The 18,163-nt window shown below is 43.5% G+C and carries 12 protein-coding genes; 11 read left to right on the top strand and 1 reads right to left on the bottom strand.

Annotated features, from left to right (window positions below; genetic code table 11):
• Window positions 1-39: 39 nt before the first annotated feature.
• Window positions 40-573 (top strand): DUF6586 family protein, encoded by a 534-nt coding sequence (locus ACK1U4_RS08300; RefSeq protein WP_419401051.1) that lies wholly within the window; start codon window positions 40-42, stop codon window positions 571-573.
• Window positions 574-710: 137 nt separating this feature from the next.
• Here the strand turns inward: ACK1U4_RS08300 and ACK1U4_RS08295 are convergent, their stop codons facing one another.
• Window positions 711-3,470: a penicillin-binding protein 1A gene (locus ACK1U4_RS08295; protein ID WP_419401052.1), complete on the bottom strand. Its 2,760-nt coding sequence runs from the start codon at window positions 3,468-3,470 to the stop codon at window positions 711-713.
• Between the two features lie 200 nt (window positions 3,471-3,670).
• On the opposite strand from ACK1U4_RS08295, the gene ACK1U4_RS08290 reads away from it, so the two are divergent.
• The 10 genes from ACK1U4_RS08290 (at window position 3,671) to ACK1U4_RS08245 (ending at window position 18,075) form a co-directional block, all read left to right on the top strand.
• Window positions 3,671-4,726 carry a pilus assembly protein PilM gene (locus tag ACK1U4_RS08290; RefSeq protein ID WP_419401053.1) on the top strand — a complete coding sequence of 352 codons (1,056 nt, stop codon included), beginning with the start codon at window positions 3,671-3,673 and terminating at the stop codon, window positions 4,724-4,726.
• Entirely contained in the window at window positions 4,726-5,412 is a 687-nt protein-coding gene (locus ACK1U4_RS08285; RefSeq protein WP_419401054.1) for a PilN domain-containing protein, read from the top strand. The genes ACK1U4_RS08290 and ACK1U4_RS08285 overlap by 1 nt, the downstream gene beginning before the upstream one ends.
• 3 nt (window positions 5,413-5,415) lie before the next feature.
• Window positions 5,416-6,159: a type 4a pilus biogenesis protein PilO gene (locus ACK1U4_RS08280; protein ID WP_419401055.1), complete on the top strand. Its 744-nt coding sequence runs from the start codon at window positions 5,416-5,418 to the stop codon at window positions 6,157-6,159.
• Window positions 6,146-6,676, top strand: a complete 531-nt coding sequence (locus tag ACK1U4_RS08275) for a pilus assembly protein PilP (protein WP_419401056.1) — start codon at window positions 6,146-6,148, stop codon at window positions 6,674-6,676. Before ACK1U4_RS08280 ends, ACK1U4_RS08275 begins: the two co-directional genes overlap by 14 nt.
• A 23-nt stretch (window positions 6,677-6,699) precedes the next feature.
• On the top strand, window positions 6,700-9,033 hold the full coding sequence (pilQ, locus tag ACK1U4_RS08270) for a type IV pilus secretin PilQ (protein WP_419401057.1): 2,334 nt from the start codon (window positions 6,700-6,702) through the stop codon (window positions 9,031-9,033).
• Window positions 9,034-9,121: 88 nt separating this feature from the next.
• Window positions 9,122-9,727 carry a shikimate kinase gene (locus ACK1U4_RS08265; RefSeq protein WP_419401058.1) on the top strand — a complete coding sequence of 202 codons (606 nt, stop codon included), beginning with the start codon at window positions 9,122-9,124 and terminating at the stop codon, window positions 9,725-9,727.
• Window positions 9,715-10,794: a 3-dehydroquinate synthase gene (gene aroB / locus ACK1U4_RS08260; protein WP_419401059.1), complete on the top strand. Its 1,080-nt coding sequence runs from the start codon at window positions 9,715-9,717 to the stop codon at window positions 10,792-10,794. Before ACK1U4_RS08265 ends, aroB begins: the two co-directional genes overlap by 13 nt.
• A 51-nt stretch (window positions 10,795-10,845) precedes the next feature.
• Window positions 10,846-11,904 (top strand): hypothetical protein, encoded by a 1,059-nt coding sequence (locus ACK1U4_RS08255; protein ID WP_419401060.1) that lies wholly within the window; start codon window positions 10,846-10,848, stop codon window positions 11,902-11,904.
• A gap of 190 nt (window positions 11,905-12,094) precedes the next feature.
• Window positions 12,095-16,561, top strand: coding sequence for a glutamate synthase large subunit (gene gltB / locus ACK1U4_RS08250; RefSeq protein WP_419401061.1), 4,467 nt, complete (start codon window positions 12,095-12,097; stop codon window positions 16,559-16,561).
• A gap of 92 nt (window positions 16,562-16,653) precedes the next feature.
• Complete coding sequence (locus tag ACK1U4_RS08245; RefSeq protein WP_419401062.1) at window positions 16,654-18,075, top strand: FAD-dependent oxidoreductase; 1,422 nt, start codon at window positions 16,654-16,656, stop codon at window positions 18,073-18,075.
• The last annotated feature ends 88 nt before the right edge of the window (window positions 18,076-18,163 follow it).

Below are 18,163 nucleotides of genomic sequence, written 5' to 3'. Positions count from 1 at the left end.
CGGCCTTTTTTATGGCTGTTATTTTTAAGGAATTATATTATGGCAAATCGAGTTGCACGTTATCACGCTGACCGCACCAACCAAAAATTGTATTTTGTGCGAGTGTATTGCCAATTGGCTGAACAAACCCAAGACCCACAACTGGTGCAAGCCCATATTGAATCAGCTGTGATGCACTTGCATGGCGGTTATTTGGCACTGTTACAAGAAATTGCTCGCTATTATCAACTCAATCAAACCCAACCAAGCTTAGACAGCATTGCTCATGCTTTAGAGGCTCGTACCCAAATATCGCCAGAGGTGTTGCGTTTGACCAAGTTATTACAAACGGATTTTTTGGGGGAAATTGAGCGAGCATGGCAACAGGTGCTATATAAACCCACGCCCAAAGATGACGTATTAACTGATAGTACGGCTGATAGCTTACGCTTGCCAGTTGTGGATGTCATGGCAACAGGGGTTATGCCAACCAGTTCGCATGGTTCGACAATCTCCACTGACTTGCTTCGTCAATGGCGACAGGATTTATTGGCGGTGATTGAGGCGTTACGTGCAGGTATGGTGGAGTTTTAATGATAGCTAGGACTTACGCATTTTCATAATGTGTAGGTTGGATTGAGTGTGCGAAACCCAACATTATCAATCATGTAAGTTGGGTCTTATACTTCAAATCAACTTACAAATGATATTTTTTGTAAGTCCCATATACCTTATTTGCTGGTTGAGTTGTTCGCTGGGTTAGTCAACGGACGATTATTTTGTAATTGAGCGGTATTGTCAAAAGTAGCATTCACGGTTGAGGCGACTTCTACTGGGCGTTTTTGAGCGACTGCTTGTGGTGGCTTATCGTCTTCTTTGATTTCATTGCCTTTGCTATCCACTCGGCGACTGCCTTTGTCAGTCAATTCAATGGTTTCCTGCTCTTTCTTTTTTGATTTTGCACGGTTATTGACCGATACCCATTCCACAGGTTTGCCTTTAAGCATTTTTGAGGTAAAGTCCATCCAAACAGGTAGGGCAGCCACACCACCAAATTCTTTTTTACCCAAACCAATCGGTTGGTCAAAGCCAATCCATACCGCAGTTGCCATAGTTGGGTGAATGCCTGCAAACCATGCGTCTTTGGCATCATTGGTTGTCCCTGTTTTACCGCCGACATCTGAGCGTCCCATGGCTTTGGCTTTGGTTGCAGTGCCTCGTTGGATGACATCACGTAAGATATTTGCCATTTGGAAGGCAGAGCTTGAGGCGATGATGCGAGGGGCTTGCTGGGCGGTCACATATTGTATAGGTGTGGGTTTAAGCTTATCTGTTTCTGGGCCTGCATCATAAATTTTGGCTTGCAAGGCTTGTTGTTTACTGGCTTTTAGGGCTTCAAGCTCGGCTTGGATTTGTTGGTCTTCGGTTAATTCTGTGGCTTTATCTTGCTTACTATCTTTGGTTTTATCTTTGTTTTTTTCTTTATCTTTATTATCTAATGGATTTTCATCTAATAAATCGACAGGTTGTTCAGTATCTTGTTTATCATTGAGTCGTAAGTCTGGGTTCGCCAATAATTTTTGGGTGTGTTGATAGGCTTTAATGTTGGCTTCGTTGGTGCGTTTAAGTTCACTATTAAAGCAGATAGCACACGCCTGTTGGGGGTTGGCTTGGTAGATTAGTTTATTTGAGTAGTCAAAAATTTGTTCAATGAAGTAAGGTTGAATACGATGCCCACCATTGGCAAAGGTAGCATAAGCGGTTGCCATCTGAATCGGTGTGGCTTCACCTGAACCGAGTGCCAAGGATAGGGTGGTGGGCATACGGTCTTTTTCTAGCCCAAATTGATTGAGCATTTCTCGTGTATCTGAGATACCTGCTGAACGTAGGACACGAATAGATACCAAGTTGCGTGATAAGTACAATCCTTTGCGTAGCGGTATCATACCGAGGTTACCACCTCCTGAGTTTTTCGGTTCCCAAGAACCGACTTTTAGCGGACCGTCAGAAACTAAGGTGTCTGGGCTAAAGCCTTTTTCAAGGGCGGTGGTATACACCAAGGGTTTAATCGTAGAACCCGGCTGGCGATAGCCTTGTAATGCACGGTTAAACTTACTTTTATAAAAGTCAAAGCCACCAACCGCTGTCAATAATGCCCCCGTATCTGGATTCACAGATACCAATGAGCCTTCAACTGCAGGAATCTGTACTAGATTCCAACTGGTCTTATCCTCATTACTGCTGACATACACAATATCATGGGGGTTAACGATATTGTTAGAGATATAAGCTGAGTTGGGATTGCGATAGCGAAGCGTTGCCCAACGCATCGCTGACCAAGGCACTTTAATCGCAGTGCCATCTTGCATGACTGCATCAAAGCCATTACCTGCATATACTTTGGTGACTTCAACAGGATAAAAGCCATTGAGAACAGGGAAATTGGCAAGTTTAACAGGTTTTTCTTTATCTTTGGTATTCCCCATGCCACCACGCCATCCATGACGGCGGTCGTAAGCAAATAGTCCCCGTTTTAGGGCATTTTCGGCAATTTTCTGGGTTTCACTGTTAATGGTCAAACGAATCCGCCAACCAGAATCGACTACGCTTTCACCGTATTGCTGTACCATCGCAAAGCGAGTCATTTCTGCCAAATAAGGAAAATTCATATCCAACTTGGCTTGGTATAAATGTAAACCAATCGGTGCAACCACTGCCTCATCATGCTGGGCTTGGGTAATTGCCCCATTTTTTAGCATTTGTCCGATAATCCAATTACGGCGTTCTAAGGCACGTTCAGGATTTGCCACAGGGTTGTATTTGGAAGGGGCTTTGGGTAACCCTGCAATCATTGCCATTTCAGCAATTGTCAACTTATCTAAGGATTTGCTATAATATTGTTTAGCGGCTGCTCTGATGCCATACGCCCCTTCACCCAAATAAATTTTATTGACATATAAGGTGAAAATATCGTTTTTACTGAGTTTTTCTTCGATTTTTCGAGCCAAAAATAACTCAGTTAATTTACGATTGAGGGTGCGTTCAGATGATAAAAAATAATTTTTGGCAACTTGCTGAGTAATGGTCGAACCACCTGTTTGCCCTTCATCATCGCTCACCGCTTCGGTCAAGGCACGCCCAATACCTTTGACACTAATGCCACTGTGCTGAAAAAAAGAGGAATCTTCTGCTGCCAAAAACGCATTCACCATATTTTTTGGTATTTGTTCATAGGCGACAGGCAGTGACATGGTATTGCCATATTGACCGATGAGTTTATTATCTTGGGTATAAATCTGTAGCGGCATTGCCAGTTTGGCTTGTTTTAATTCGTCCAAACTGGGTAGGCTTGGACCAATATACATTGCCATGCCATAAAAACCAATGGGAAACGCCAATAATAAGACAAAGAATAGTGCAATCAATGCCATACAAAGATTTAATAATAGGCGTAACCAAGTAAAAGAAGAGACAGGGGTTGAGGTGGACATAAAATCATCAGCTCAAGAAAAATAAAGTCACATTATAGCGAAAATTCATATTTTACTGTAAAAAATTCTTACCCTTTATCGCTTTTTTTAGAAACGCACCGATTAGGTGGACAAAAAAGGTTGAATAAGTTTGCTTTCTCAAGTATCGTATCATTAAAATAATTTCCGTTACCGACATTAGAATAATAAGGAACATTCTTGTGAGGTTATTTACAAAAAACAACAAGCAACTACTTGGTGTCGATATTACCTCTACCGCCGTTAAGATGGTAGAAATCACAAGGCAACAAGGGCTATTTCACCTAAAAAGCTATGGTATTGAACCATTGGCTCGTGGATTGGTCGCCGACAAAAACATTGTCGACATTGAAGCCGTCAGTGATGCTATCTCCAAGCTTAGTCGATCTCAAAGCTTTTCGACAAAAACTGCCGCCACCGCTGTTTCAGGTGCGTCAGTTATTAGTAAAGTGATTGAGATGGATACCAATATGTCTGATACTGAGCGAGAAGCCAGAATTCGCTTAGATGCTGACCAATATATCCCTTATCCATTGGATGAAGTGAACTTGGATTTTGAGGTATTGGGGAACTCACCCAGTAGCGAGGGGCAATCTCGTGTGCTACTTGTGGCTTCTCGTTCAGAAAACGTTGATCAACGTGTTGATGTCTTGGCAATGGGCGGGCTTGAAGCAAAAGTCATTGATGTTGAATCGTATGCCATTGAGCGAGCTTTTCAATTGATCGTTGATAGCCTACCAGGTCAACCGCAAAATGTCGCACTGATTGATATTGGGCATAGCCAAACCACGCTATATATTGCCAAAGACGGTGAGTTTGTATACAGCCGTGAGCAATTATTTGGTGGCTCACAGCTGACCGAAAATATTCAAAATCGCTACGGTCTAACTTACGAAGAAGCCATGCTTAACAAGCGTAATATGACCTTGCCAGATGACTATCAATCTGATGTCCTTATGCCATTTTTGGATTCGATTGTCCAACAAATTACACGCTCGTTACAATTTTATTTTTCATCCAGTCAAAGCCATCAAGTAGATTATATTTTATTGTCTGGTGGTAGTGCGAGTATCCCCGGTTTAGCCAGTATGGTTGAACAAAAACTGGGTAGTCGTACCAGTATCGCTAATCCTTTCTCCAATATGACAATTAATAACAATATCAAGACCGATGCACTCATCATGGATGCACCCAGCCTGATGGCAGCCTGTGGTCTAGCATTGAGGAGTTTTGACTAATGGCAAGAATTAACTTATTGCCTTGGCGGAAAGAAGTCCGTGAACGTAAAAACCGTGAGTTTATAACACTGGTTGTGGCGGTGCTTTTACTATCTTTATTAGGTGCGTTTGCTGCGTGGAGTTATTATAACAACACCCTTGAAAGCCAACGCCTTGCCAATGAGCGTATCAAAGAAGAAAATACCCAACTCGATAAAGCCCTTACCGAAATTGAATCACTCGAACAGCAACGTGATGACATTATTGCTCGCATGAAAGTAATTCAAGACTTGCAGGGGCGTAGACCAATTCCTGTGCGTGTTTGGGATGATATTGCTAGAGTGATTCCTGCTCAAATGTACCTTACCAATATGAAACGTGAAGGTGAAAAAATTACCTTTACTGGTAAAGCGGATAATCCCAACGTGATTGCGACTTTTATGCGAAGTTTAGATGGTTCAGTATGGTTAGAAAACTCAGCGGTTGTGAGCATCCAACAAACAGCAATGCCTACTCCTAATACTACTACTACCGCTACGAATAATAAACCTGAGGATGTAACAGCGACTTACCCTGAAAATAATTATGTTACTTTTGAGGTAACTACCATGATTAAACCTGCTGAGGTTGCGAGTAAGACCGCCAAAACCAAGGTTGCCAGCCAGACCGCACCTGCTTCAGCCACTGCTAGTGCGACTAAGGAGTAACTCATGGTTAAACTGACAAAATCCAATAAAAAAAGCTTATTTGCCAAAAAAGAAAAAACTGTCAAACCAAAAAAACAGTTTAACTTTCAAGAATTTGCTGATAGTTTTAAATCCCTTGACCAAAATAATTATGGTAGCTGGCCCATTCCTGTCAAAATCACCGTGCTGTTATTTATGATTGGTTTGATTGCTTTGTTGACATGGTTTTTACCAATTAGCTCAAAACGAGATGAAATTGCCTCTGCAGAAGCAGAAGAGCAAACCTTACTTGACCAATACCGTACCAAAGAATCCAAAGCTCGACACCTTAAAGAATACCAACAACAAGTGCTAAAAATGCAATCTGACTTTAAGGAGTTGTTAAATCAACTACCTAAAGAAACCCGTATTTCAGATTTGGTCGATGGTATTAATATGGTGGGTGTAGGTAGTAGTATTACATTTAAAGATATCAAAGTTGAGCCTGAAGTTTCCCAAGAATTCTTTATCGAACAACCGATTCGCATTGAAGCAGATGGTGACTACCATCAATTTGGGGCATTTTTGAGTGGTTTAGCAAAGCTACCTCGTATTATTACGTTACATGATTTTGAAGTCAATAACCCTCAAACGGGCTTAGATAAACTACCTGAAACAAAGCTTATCTTAAATGTTAAAACCTATCGTTCAAAAGAGTTGACTGAAGATGACCTAAAAAAAGGGCAGAAACCAGCCGAAAAGGCAGGAGCGAATGATGCTAAAAAATAATTATAAAATCGTCCCATGGCTGATAGCTGGTTTATTTCTCACTGCCTGTGCTGACCGTGTGGGACTCGCAGAACAAAAAATGCAACAAATTCGTAGTGAGCCAGCACAACCTGTTAAACCGCCACCTGAACCAGAGCGAGTAGAAGAGTTCACTTACAGTGCATCTCAGTTGAGAAGTCCTTTTATGCCACCAAGCCTTATGCTTCAAGCATCACAGGCGGAACAGGTAGAAGGCGTTCGACCTGATGTGACACGTATTAAAGAACCATTAGAACAGTTTGAATTGAATGAATTGACCTATAAAGGTAGTGTGGCTTCGCAATCAGGTGAACTATATGGATTGGTTCAACGTCCAGATGGTAGTATCGCCAGTGTAAAAGTTGGTAACTATATGGGCAAAAATGATGGGCGAATTGCTGAAATCACCCCAACACAAATTAATTTAATAGAAATCGTCCCTGACAGCAGAGTAGGCTATGTTGAAAAACCTGCCTCAATTGTTGCCGCAGCGAGTTAAGAACAAGTATTAAGGATGCCTTTATGAACATCATTGCCTATCCATTGCGTACCTCTATATCCCAACTTGCAATTGCGGTAAGTGCCATTACGTTGAGTAGCACAGCAATAGCAGCTGATACCATCAGTACCATGAGCGTGGCTCAACCATCGAATCAAGTGACTGAATTAAACGTGGATTTTTTAGGGACAGCGATACAACCAACCGCCTATCAACTGACTAGTCCCAATCGCTTGGTATTGGATTTTCCTAATGCCACCCACCAGTTGCCTGCCCGCATCCAAAGCTTTAATACAGGCAGTATTAAGCAAGTGACCAGTTTGACCAGTGATAATTTAACACGGTTGATTGTTGAGTTAAATGCGGATGCGAGTTTTAGTACACGAGTGGTGGATAAACGACTGGTTGTTGCCATACAACCGACCAATACCGCCAATACTGTGGTGCATACACCCAGTGCGATTGCACCTGTGGTTACCACACCGACTGTCACACCCATTGTTGTGGAAGCACCGACACCAACTGTCGTAGCTCCCCTACCTGTTGTCATTGACACCCCAGCACCTGTCGAAACCGTCAGCAAAAAAGCCAATCGTAAAGAAGCTAAAGCGACTGATGATACCATGGTGGTAAAAGTTAATCCGTTATTAAATCCTGCGGTAGCTGTGACTCAGCAATACAGCTACGATGGATTGGCTTCGATTAACTTTAATAATAGTGGTAATGGCGGGGGGAATGTTGCGATTACCCTAGCCAATGAAAGCATTCCTGTTGATGTACAACGCACAGGCGATGAATTGGTCATTCGTATGTCAGGGGCGACCGTTCCCAGCCGTTTGCTAAAACAGATGAATGTTGGTAGTGGACTGGTCAAGGATATCGTCACTAATAATCAAGGGCGGAATGGGGTGATTCGTATTGCCATGAGTGGTGATTATGAATATAAAGCCTATCAAACAGGCAGTCAACTCAATATCAATATTGAGCCACCACGTAAGCTTAGAGAGCCTACCTTGGAAGAGCGTACCTATTCAGGTGCACCCCTATCGCTAGAGTTCCAAGATGTGAGTGTACGTACAATTCTTGAGGTACTGGGTCAACACACCAATACCAATATTGTCGCTAGTGATAGCGTGTCAGGTAATATCACCTTACGTTTAATTAACGTGCCTTGGGATCAAGCCTTAGATATTATTTTAAAGAGTAAAGGCTTGGATAAACGGGTGAATGGCAATGTGATGTGGGTTGCTCCAGCGGCAGAATTACAAAAGCAAGAAGCCGATGAACTAAAAGCTTTGTCTGATAAAAAAGAATTAGCCCCATTACGTACTGAATTTATCCGACTTAATTATGCCAAAGCAGGCACCGTACGCACACTGATTGAAGCAGGGCGTTCACGTAATGATGAGCGAGGTAGCTCAGGTTCATTATTAACCAGTCGTGGTACGGTTACCATTGATGAGCGTACCAATACCTTGATTGTGCAAGATACCTCAGAAACCATTGCCAATATGCGTGATTTAATCAGTAAAATTGACATTCCTGTCAAACAAGTAATGATTGAAGCTCGTATTGTTAGTGCAACGGATACCTTTAGTAAAGAGCTTGGGGTGAAATGGGGGGTTTTATCGCAAGGGTTGGCGAGTAACCGTGATTTATTGGTTGGTGGCTCAGATCAAACCATTTGGGATCTTAAAAAATATAGTATGTCGAGTACAACTATCAATGGTCAAAGTGTTTCTTATCCTACCTACACCATTACTCGTCCTGATAATTTGAATGTTAACTTAGGGGCTTCAAGTGCTGCAGGTCGTATTGCATTTGGATTGTTAAGCATCTCTGATATGTTATTGGATCTTGAGTTGTCTGCGATGCAAGCCGACAATAAAGGTGAAGTGATTTCTAGCCCTAAAGTGTTAACAGCAGATAAGCAAACCGCTAAAATTGCCTCGGGCACACAAATTCCTTATCAAGAGGCTTCTTCTAGTGGTGCGAGTACCACAAGTTTTATTGAAGCGGCTTTAAGTTTGGAAGTAACTCCCAATATTACACCTGAAGGACGTATTGGGATGGACCTTAAAATCGAAAATGGTGCTCCAACTTTAGTCAATGGTGCTACAGCGGTAAGTAAAGATTCAATTACCACTAATGTGGTGGTGGACGATGGTCAAACAGTTGTTTTAGGTGGCGTATTCAAAAACACCTTAGGTGACACTGTGACCAAAGTACCATTCTTAGGGGATATTCCTTACATTGACCGCTTCTTTAAACGTACGGCTAAGACCAATAATAAACAAGAGTTGTTGATTTTTGTCACGCCAAAATTAATTAATGATGGTATCAGCCGAGTTAATTAACTAAAAAAGCCTTTTGGCAAGTCCTAGCGATTTACCACAAACCATCGTATAATATCCAAGATATTTTATGATGATTTGTGGTTTTTTTATGGATGGGAATCGACAGTATCCACTAATTACGCTAATTGGACCAATGGGTGCAGGCAAGACCACCATTGGTAAACTACTTGCCCAGTATTTAGGTTATCAGTTTTATGACAGTGACCATGAGGTAGAGGCAAGCACAGGGGCAAGTATTGGCTGGATCTTTGATAAAGAAGGTGAGCAAGGTTTTCGTCTACGTGAAAGCCGTGCCATTGATTATTTGACCCAAAAAAACCATGTGGTACTGGCAACAGGTGGGGGGGCGGTGGTCACACCAATTAATCAACAGTACCTAAAACGGGGTATTGTGGTGTATTTGCGAGCGGAAGTGGCAGTACAGTATGAACGGACTTGCCGTGATAAAAACCGTCCCTTACTTAAAACTGAAAACCCCAAACAGCGTTTGGCAGAATTATTTGCCGTGCGTGACCCTATTTATCAACAATTAGCAGATATTGTGGTGACGACTGGACATAGTTCGCCTAAAAAAATGGTGGAAAGCATTTTGCATCAATTAGATAGCTACACCCAAACGCATGAGTTATCACCCTATTATAAATGTGAGAATAAGCATACTGAGCATAAGGATATTGGGCTATGCAGTCTTTGATGGTACAAACACGGTCACATGATTATCCTATTTTTATTGGGCAGAATCTATTGCAAGGCTTTGATTTTCTGCCCTATATTGCAGGACAGCAAATTTTGGTCGTGACCAATGATACTGTTGCACCATTGTATTTAGCCACTTTGTTGGCACAGTTGCCCACGGATAAGCAAGTGGCGACTTGTATTTTATCAGATGGTGAGCAGTATAAAACCCAAGATAGCATTAATAATATTTATGATGCTCTGATGCAAGCCCATTTTAACCGTGATTGTACCTTGATAGCGTTGGGTGGTGGGGTGATTGGTGATATGGTGGGGTTTGCGGCCGCCACCTTTATGCGTGGGGTGGATTTTATTCAAATTCCGACCACCTTGCTTTCTCAAGTGGATTCCAGTGTGGGCGGTAAGACAGGTATCAATCACCCCTTGGGCAAAAATATGATTGGGGCGTTTTGGCAACCTAAGTTGGTATTGGCAGATATGTCGACTTTAACCTCGTTGCCTGCTAGAGAGTTGTCGGCAGGGCTTGCTGAGGTTATTAAGTATGCCTTAATTGGTGATGTGGTATTTTTGGCGTGGCTTGAGCAACATATGACGGCGTTGGTCAATTTGGATTTGGATTTATTGGCTCAAGCAGTGTTAACTTGCTGTCAACACAAAGCAAAGATTGTCGCAGAAGATGAGTTTGAACAAGATAAACGAGCATTGCTCAATTTTGGTCATACCTTTGGTCATGTAATCGAAACCCATGAAGGCTATGGCACGTGGTTACATGGTGAAGCGGTAGCAGTTGGTATGGTACAAGCCATGCAATTATCGCAATTAATGGGTTGGCTAGACACGGATGATGTTCAGCGAGCGGTGAATTTGATTGCTCAAGCGAATTTACCAATCACGCCACCTGTGATTGACAGCGATACTGTGATGCGGTTGATGAGCCATGATAAAAAAGTCAAAGCGGGTCAAATTCGCTTGATTTTACTAAAACAGTTGGGTGAGGCGGTGGTGACAGCAGATTATAATCCACAAGCCTTAGCTCAGGTCATACAGCCAGTGGTTGTCAGCTAATATTTGGCTCATCCAAGTAATTGATTTTTATAAAAAGGTTAAGGTTAAACTATGCTAACTACTTTATCGACAGCATATCGTTCATGGGCGTTTCGAGTGACGATTTGGCTGATTCTGGCTGCGATTGCGGCAGGTTTGACTTTTATGGTATGGGTAGCATCAGCAATCAAACCGACACCCAGTAGTGCTAAAAAAAGTGCAGACAATGGGTTGGTGGTTGACCCTTTGGTATTATTAACCAACCATAATCCTGATGAAACGCATAGCATGGTAAAACCCATCAAGTTTGATGCGGTGATTCGAGATATGCGGAATTATCCCAAAGAGTTTAAAGACAGTCGTTTTGTCAAAGCCAATGTCGGTAAATGGACAGTACAAGTGATGAATGTCGCAGAGCATGAGGTCATCACCGATTATCTTAATAGCCGTACCCATGACCGAGATAAGTTTAATTATTTTCGTATCGTGGATGAAAATAATCAAAAACGTTTTGTGTTGACTTATGGCACGTTTGGTTCGCCACAAGAAGCGATTGGTACGAGCAAAACCCTTGATTTTGGTTTGCCAAATAATATTCAAACCTTCCCTGAAGAATTTAAACTGTATGTCAGTCAAATGGATGAGTATGAAATTACCCCACCATTACAAGATGTGACAAACAATGCCCCACGTGAAGTCAAACTTCAAAGCACGCCTAAGCTATTGCCTGCTCCAAAAGCCAAACCATCCGAAGCCACTAAATCCAAACCTGATAATCCACCAGCACCTGCCAAGACGAGTATTGAAAAATCTGATAGCCCAAATGATACCCTGTCAATTCAAGAAGGAAGAATTCTGCCCGAAAGAAATAATAATGGGCAAGATACGTCTAATACTCGGTCAGAACCTAAAGTAATCAATAAAGATAGGCTACATGATTCGGTATCAGAAGATAAGTCCAAAGAAGTGACACCTAAAGAATCAAAACCTAAAGAATCAAAACCTAAAGAGACAAAACCCAAAGAGCAGATGCACAGAAATACAGAGGAGAATGTTGCTCCTAAACCTAAGCCTGTTCCTAAAGAATCCACGACTCATAACAATAATGACAACGAAAGCTCTGACCAATAACAAAGGAGAATAAAACAGTAGATTTTTCACCCCCAATTCGCTAATATAGCCGAGGGTATTATTTTGTATCGTGATAGTATATATAGATAACCAAATATAAGGTTGTCTATACCATTTCGTTATTAATTTCTCTGCTTGCCTCATTTATTACCCATCTTTTCTTGCCACTTGCTTGTTAAGGGAAACAATCATGTCTAATCAGTATTCCAATCAGCATAATCTTTACCAACCCAATGAATTTAAAGACAATTGTGGTTTTGGTTTGATTGCTCATACGCATGGCGAAGCCAGCCATGATTTGGTACAAACGGCGATTCATAGCCTAAGTTGTATGACGCACCGTGGTGGGGTGGCAGCGGATGGCAAGACAGGGGATGGTTGTGGTCTATTGATTGCCATGCCAAAGGACTTTTTTCAAAAAGTGGCGATTGATAATGGCTTTGCATTAGCCCCAACATTTGCAGTGGGAACGGTGTTTGTCAATTTGGATAAAGCCCAAGCCGACCATAGCCAACAGGTTTTGGATGCTGAATTAAATGCCCAAGGCTTGAACGTGGCGGGCTGGCGTGATGTGCCTGTGGATTTATCCATCGTAGGCGACATTGCACGAGAGTCGCTACCTGCCTTTAAGCAAATTTTGGTCAACTGTCCAGATGGTATGGATGAAGCCACTTTTAACCGTAAATTATTTGTCGCTCGCAAAAAAGCTGAATTACAGCTTACCGATGACCCGCTATTTTATGTCACCTCCTTAACGTCACAAGTGGTGATTTATAAAGGTTTGGTGATGCCTGCCGATTTACCTGCGTTTTTCTTGGATTTGCAAGATGAGCGTTTGATGTCGCATATCGTGGTTTTCCATCAGCGTTTTTCGACCAATACCTTACCTCGTTGGCCATTAGCCCAACCGTTCCGCTACCTTGCTCACAATGGCGAATTGAATACCATTGACGGTAACCGTGACTGGGCAGTGGCTCGCACACCAAAATTCGTCACCGATTTAATCCCAGAATTGCAAGAACTGCATCCTTTGGTCAACCGTACAGGTTCGGATTCATCCAGCCTTGATAATATGCTGGAAGTATTGGTATCTGGCGGTATGGACTTGTTCCGTGCGTTGTCGATTCTAGTGCCACCTGCTTGGCAAAATGTCGATACCATGGACATGGATTTGCGAGCGTTTTATGAGTTTTATTCTCAGCATATGGAAGCGTGGGACGGTCCAGCAGGTTTGGTGATTCAAGACGGTCGCTATGCGGTGTGTATGCTTGACCGCAACGGCTTGCGTCCGTCACGTTGGGTCACTACCAAAAACGGTTATATCACGGTCGCTTCAGAAGTTGGTACTTGGGATTATCAACCTGAAGATGTCATTGCTAAAGGTCGTGTTGGGCCGGGGCAAATGCTGGTGATTGACACCGAAACTGGCAACATCATGGACACCAAAGCCATTGGTCGCTTGCTGAAAAAAGCCCATCCTTATCGTTTATGGCTTCGTGAAAATGCCGTGCGTCTGCGGAATGATGAAAAGCTAGAAGAAGAAGCGTTTGCCGAGCGAGTTACTGATGACACTTTGCTAACCTATCAAAAAATGTTCCATATCACCAACGAAGAGCGTACCGAAATTTTACGTCCTTCTGCGGAAAATGGACAAGAAGCAGTTGGCTCGATGGGTGATGACACGCCGATGGCGGTGCTATCTCGTCAAATCCGCCATGTTGCTGATTTCTTCCGTCAACAGTTTGCTCAAGTCACCAACCCACCGATTGACCCATTGCGTGAAGCGATTGTGATGTCACTCGAAACCTGCTTGGGGGCTGAGAAAAATATTTTTGAGCCAACCGCTGACCATGCCAATCGTATTGTGTTGTCATCGCCGATTTTATCCGCCAGTAAAATGAAACAACTCAAACAAATCAATAAAGCGGGCTTTGAGCTTGCCGAAATTGATTTGAACTATGCGTCAGATATGCCACTTGAGCAAGCGATTCGTGCGATTTGTCAGCAAGCCGAAGCCTTGGTACGTGAGGGTAAGGTGTTGTTGCTATTGACTGACCGCCATATTGAGCAAGGTAAATTGCCTGCCAATGCGGTGATGGCGACAGGGGCGGTGCATCATCATTTGATTAATGTCGGCTTGCGTGCCGATGCCAATATTTTGGTCGAAACTGGTGTGGTGCGTGACTCGCATCATGCAGCCGTGTTGCTCGGTTTTGGGGCGACAGCGATTTATCCATACCTTGCCTACAATGTGATTGCCGATTTAATTGATAAAGGCGAATTGTTAGGCGACCCATTATACGCTCAAGAAAATTTCCGCAAAAGCTTGGATAAAGGTTTGTTAAAAATCTTATCAAAAATGGGGATTTCGACCGTATCATCTTATCGTGGGGCTCAACTGTTTGAAGCGGTGGGTTTGTCAGATGAAGTGGTTGAATTATGCTTTACAGGCGTGGAAAGCCGTATTCAAGGGGCAACTTTTGAAGATTTGGCGATTGACCAGCAAGTATTGGCAAACAATGCCTTTAGCAAACGTGTGCCACTTGACCAAGGCGGTCTGCTTAAGTTTGTGTTTAACAAAGAATATCACGCCTTTAACCCAGATGTGATTCAAGCTTTACATAAAGCGGTACGCACTGGCGACTACAGTAATTACCAAACTTATGCTGATATCGTCAACTCTCGTCCTGTGGCGACCTTGCGTGATTTGTTACAACTAAATACCGACAATCCTATCAGTGTCGATGATGTTGAAAGTATTGATAATATCCTAAAACGCTTTGACTCGGCAGGGATGTCATTGGGGGCGTTATCGCCAGAGGCTCACGAAGCCATTGCCATTGCTATGAACACCATTGGCGGTCGCTCAAACTCTGGTGAGGGCGGTGAAGACCCAGTGCGTTATGGCTCGGTGCGAAATTCTAAAATCAAACAAGTCGCTTCTGGACGCTTTGGGGTCACACCTGCGTATTTGCGTTCGGCAGAAGTCATGCAAATCAAAATTGCTCAAGGGGCAAAACCTGGTGAGGGCGGTCAGTTACCGGGTGGTAAGGTCAATAGTCTGATTGCTCGTTTACGCTATTCTGTGCCAGGGGTGACCTTGATTTCGCCACCACCGCACCATGATATTTATTCGATTGAAGATTTGGCACAGTTGATTTTTGACCTAAAACAAGTCAATCCAGATGCCTTGGTATCAGTCAAATTGGTATCTCGCCCTGGTGTGGGTACGATTGCGACTGGGGTTGCCAAAGCCTATGCGGATTTGATTACCATTTCTGGCTATGATGGTGGTACGGCCGCTTCGCCTTTATCATCGATTCATTATGCAGGTTCGCCTTGGGAATTGGGTTTATCAGAAGCTCATCAGTCACTGCGTGTCAATGGCTTGCGTCATAAAGTCCGTGTACAAACCGATGGTGGTTTAAAAACAGGCTTGGATGTGGTTAAAGCAGCGATTTTGGGTGCAGAAAGTTTTGGTTTTGGTACAACACCGATGATTGCCGTGGGTTGTAAATACTTGCGTATTTGTCACCTGAATAACTGTCCAACAGGGGTGGCGACACAAAAATCGGAATTGCGTGATGAGCATTTTATTGGCGAAGCCGAAATGCTGATTAATTTCTTTAAATTTGTCGCTCAAGAAACTCGTGAATGGCTTGCTAAATTGGGCGTACGCTCAATGGAAGAATTGGTCGGTCGTACCGATTTACTCAGTATTTTGGACGGCAATACCAGTAAACAGCAACACCTTGATTTATCACCCTTATTATTTACCCATAGCAAAGCGGATGGTTCGCCACAGACTTGCCAAGTTGCCAAAAACGAACCGTTTGACAAAGGGCTACTTGCCGAAGCGATGGTGTCAGATATGATGCCAACCATTCGTGCAGGCAGTGGCGGTGACTTTAGCTATCGTATTGGTAACTGTGACCGCTCGATTGGGGCGAGAATCTCTGGTGAAATTGCCCAAATTTATGGTAATGTCGGCATGAGTGGCTCACCAATTAATCTACATTTGACAGGGACAGCAGGGCAAAGCCTTGGCGTGTGGAATGCAGGGGGCTTGAATATTGAGCTTGAGGGCGATGCCAATGACTATGTGGGTAAAGGCATGGCAGGTGGTGAGATTGTGATTTATCCACCAAAAGGTTCGACTTTTGCTAGCCAACAAACGGCGATTATCGGTAATACTTGTTTGTATGGGGCGACAGGCGGACGCTTGTTTGCCGCAGGGACGGCAGGTGAACGCTTTGGCGTGCGTAACTCAGGCTGTCATGCCGTGGTCGAAGGAACAGGTGACCATTGCTGTGAGTATATGACAGGCGGTATCGTCACGGTATTGGGCAAAACAGGGTTAAACTTTGGGGCAGGCATGACAGGCGGTTTTGCTTATGTGCTTGATTTGGATGGTGATTTCTTTGACCGTTGTAACCATGAGTTGATTGATATGCACCGCATCTCGAATGAACAAACCGAGAACCATCGCATTAACTTGATGTCAATTATCAAAGAACACGTTGCCAAAACAGGTAGCCAGTGGGGACAAACCCTACTCAATGACTTTGAGCATTATGTGCGTAAGTTCTATTTGGTCAAGCCAAAGGCTGCCAATATCGCTTCATTGCTCAAAACCACAATGGCAGACCCGCAATAAGTATGCGTTCAGTCCGTTTACGGCAGGTCGGTTAGGTGTCAAACGCACCTAACCTCTCACTTAGACAATTTTTAGTTAGCGGAAAATTTGACATGGCAAAACGCTTAAATAACGACTTCCAATTTCTTGACGTGCCTCGCACCGACCCTAGCAAAAAAGACATCGACACACGCAAACATGAATTTGTCGAGATTTATTACCCTTTTGAAGCCGACACCGTCACTGACCAAGCCCACCGTTGCCTTGCGTGTGGCAATCCCTACTGTGAATGGAAATGCCCTGTGCATAACTACATTCCTAACTGGCTAAAATTGGCGACTGAAGGCAGAATTTTTCAAGCCGCCGAACTGTGCCATCAAACCAATACCTTACCAGAAGTCTGCGGTCGTGTCTGTCCGCAAGACCGCCTGTGTGAAGGGGCGTGTACCCTTAATGACGGTTTTGGGGCAGTGACTATTGGTAATGTCGAAAAATACATCACCGACACCGCCTTTGCGTTGGGTTGGCGACCTGATATGAGTGGCGTGACTTGGACGGATAAAAAAGTCGCTGTCATCGGTGCAGGCCCTGCAGGTCTTGGCTGTGCGGATATTTTGGCTCGCAACGGCGTAAAACCTGTGGTGTTTGACAAACGTCCAGAAATTGGTGGATTGCTGACCTTTGGTATTCCAGAATTTAAAATGGAAAAAGATGTCATGCGTCGTCGCCGTGAAGTGTTTGAAGGCATGGGTGTTGAATTCCGCCTTAATACCGAGATTGGTAAAGACATTACCATTGATGAGATTTTAGCCGAATACGATGCGGTGTTTATGGGTATGGGGACTTATACCTATATGCGAGGCGGTTATGCAGGTGAAGAACTGGAAGGCGTGTATGATGCCCTTGATTTCTTGATTGCCAATGTCAATCGCTGTCAAGGGTGGGAAAAAGATGCCAGTGATTACATTGATATGGCAGGCAAGCGAGTGGTCGTACTCGGTGGTGGTGATACCGCCATGGACTGTAACCGCACCAGTATCCGTCAAGGGGCGACTTCAGTGACTTGTGCCTATCGCCGTGATGAAGAAAATATGCCCGGTTCACGCCGTGAGGTGCGTAATGCCCGTGAAGAAGGGGTTCAATTCCTGTTTAACCGTCAACCAATTGAAATCATGGGCTTAAATGGTAAAGTCACAGGCGTGAAAGTCATTACCACGCAACTGGGTAAACCAGACAATCGTGGTCGCCAAAGCCCAGAGCCAGTGCCAAATTCAGAAGAAATGCTACCTGCCGATGCGGTAATTATGGCGTTTGGTTTCCGTACCAGTCCTGCAGATTGGTTTACTGCCCAAGGCATTGAGATGGACAATAGCGGTCGAGTGATTGCTCCAGAACAGCAAACCTATAAATTCCAAACCAAAAACCCAAAAATCTTCGCAGGTGGTGATATGGTGCGTGGTTCTGACCTTGTGGTGACAGCCATTTGGGAAGGGCGTGAAGCTGCCAAAGGTATTTTGGATTATTTGGATGTTTGATAAAAAATGATGTAAAAAAAGAGCGTATTGGATACGCTCTTTTTTTATGATTTTCAGCTTGTAGGGGCTTATTGCATAAGCCCAATCG

This window comes from Moraxella sp. TY6 (genome assembly GCF_048551375.1).
Classification (GTDB): Bacteria; Pseudomonadota; Gammaproteobacteria; order Pseudomonadales; family Moraxellaceae; genus Faucicola.
The sequence above is the reverse complement of the archived record's forward strand: the minus strand, read 5'-3'. Positions and strand labels throughout refer to the sequence as shown.

What these genes read in the sequence shown, in the direction of transcription:
- ACK1U4_RS08255 (WP_419401060.1), top strand. Translation starts at nt 10,846, where the DNA reads ATGCTAACTACTTTATCGACAGCATATCGTTCATGGGCGTTTCGAGTG.
- ACK1U4_RS08275 (WP_419401056.1), top strand. Translation starts at nt 6,146, where the DNA reads ATGCTAAAAAATAATTATAAAATCGTCCCATGGCTGATAGCTGGTTTA.
- gltB (WP_419401061.1), top strand. Translation starts at nt 12,095, where the DNA reads ATGTCTAATCAGTATTCCAATCAGCATAATCTTTACCAACCCAATGAA.
- ACK1U4_RS08295 (WP_419401052.1), bottom strand. Translation starts at nt 3,470, where the DNA reads ATGTCCACCTCAACCCCTGTCTCTTCTTTTACTTGGTTACGCCTATTA.
- pilQ (WP_419401057.1), top strand. Translation starts at nt 6,700, where the DNA reads ATGAACATCATTGCCTATCCATTGCGTACCTCTATATCCCAACTTGCA.
- ACK1U4_RS08300 (WP_419401051.1), top strand. Translation starts at nt 40, where the DNA reads ATGGCAAATCGAGTTGCACGTTATCACGCTGACCGCACCAACCAAAAA.
- ACK1U4_RS08265 (WP_419401058.1), top strand. Translation starts at nt 9,122, where the DNA reads ATGGATGGGAATCGACAGTATCCACTAATTACGCTAATTGGACCAATG.
- ACK1U4_RS08245 (WP_419401062.1), top strand. Translation starts at nt 16,654, where the DNA reads ATGGCAAAACGCTTAAATAACGACTTCCAATTTCTTGACGTGCCTCGC.
- ACK1U4_RS08280 (WP_419401055.1), top strand. Translation starts at nt 5,416, where the DNA reads ATGGTTAAACTGACAAAATCCAATAAAAAAAGCTTATTTGCCAAAAAA.
- aroB (WP_419401059.1), top strand. Translation starts at nt 9,715, where the DNA reads ATGCAGTCTTTGATGGTACAAACACGGTCACATGATTATCCTATTTTT.
- ACK1U4_RS08285 (WP_419401054.1), top strand. Translation starts at nt 4,726, where the DNA reads ATGGCAAGAATTAACTTATTGCCTTGGCGGAAAGAAGTCCGTGAACGT.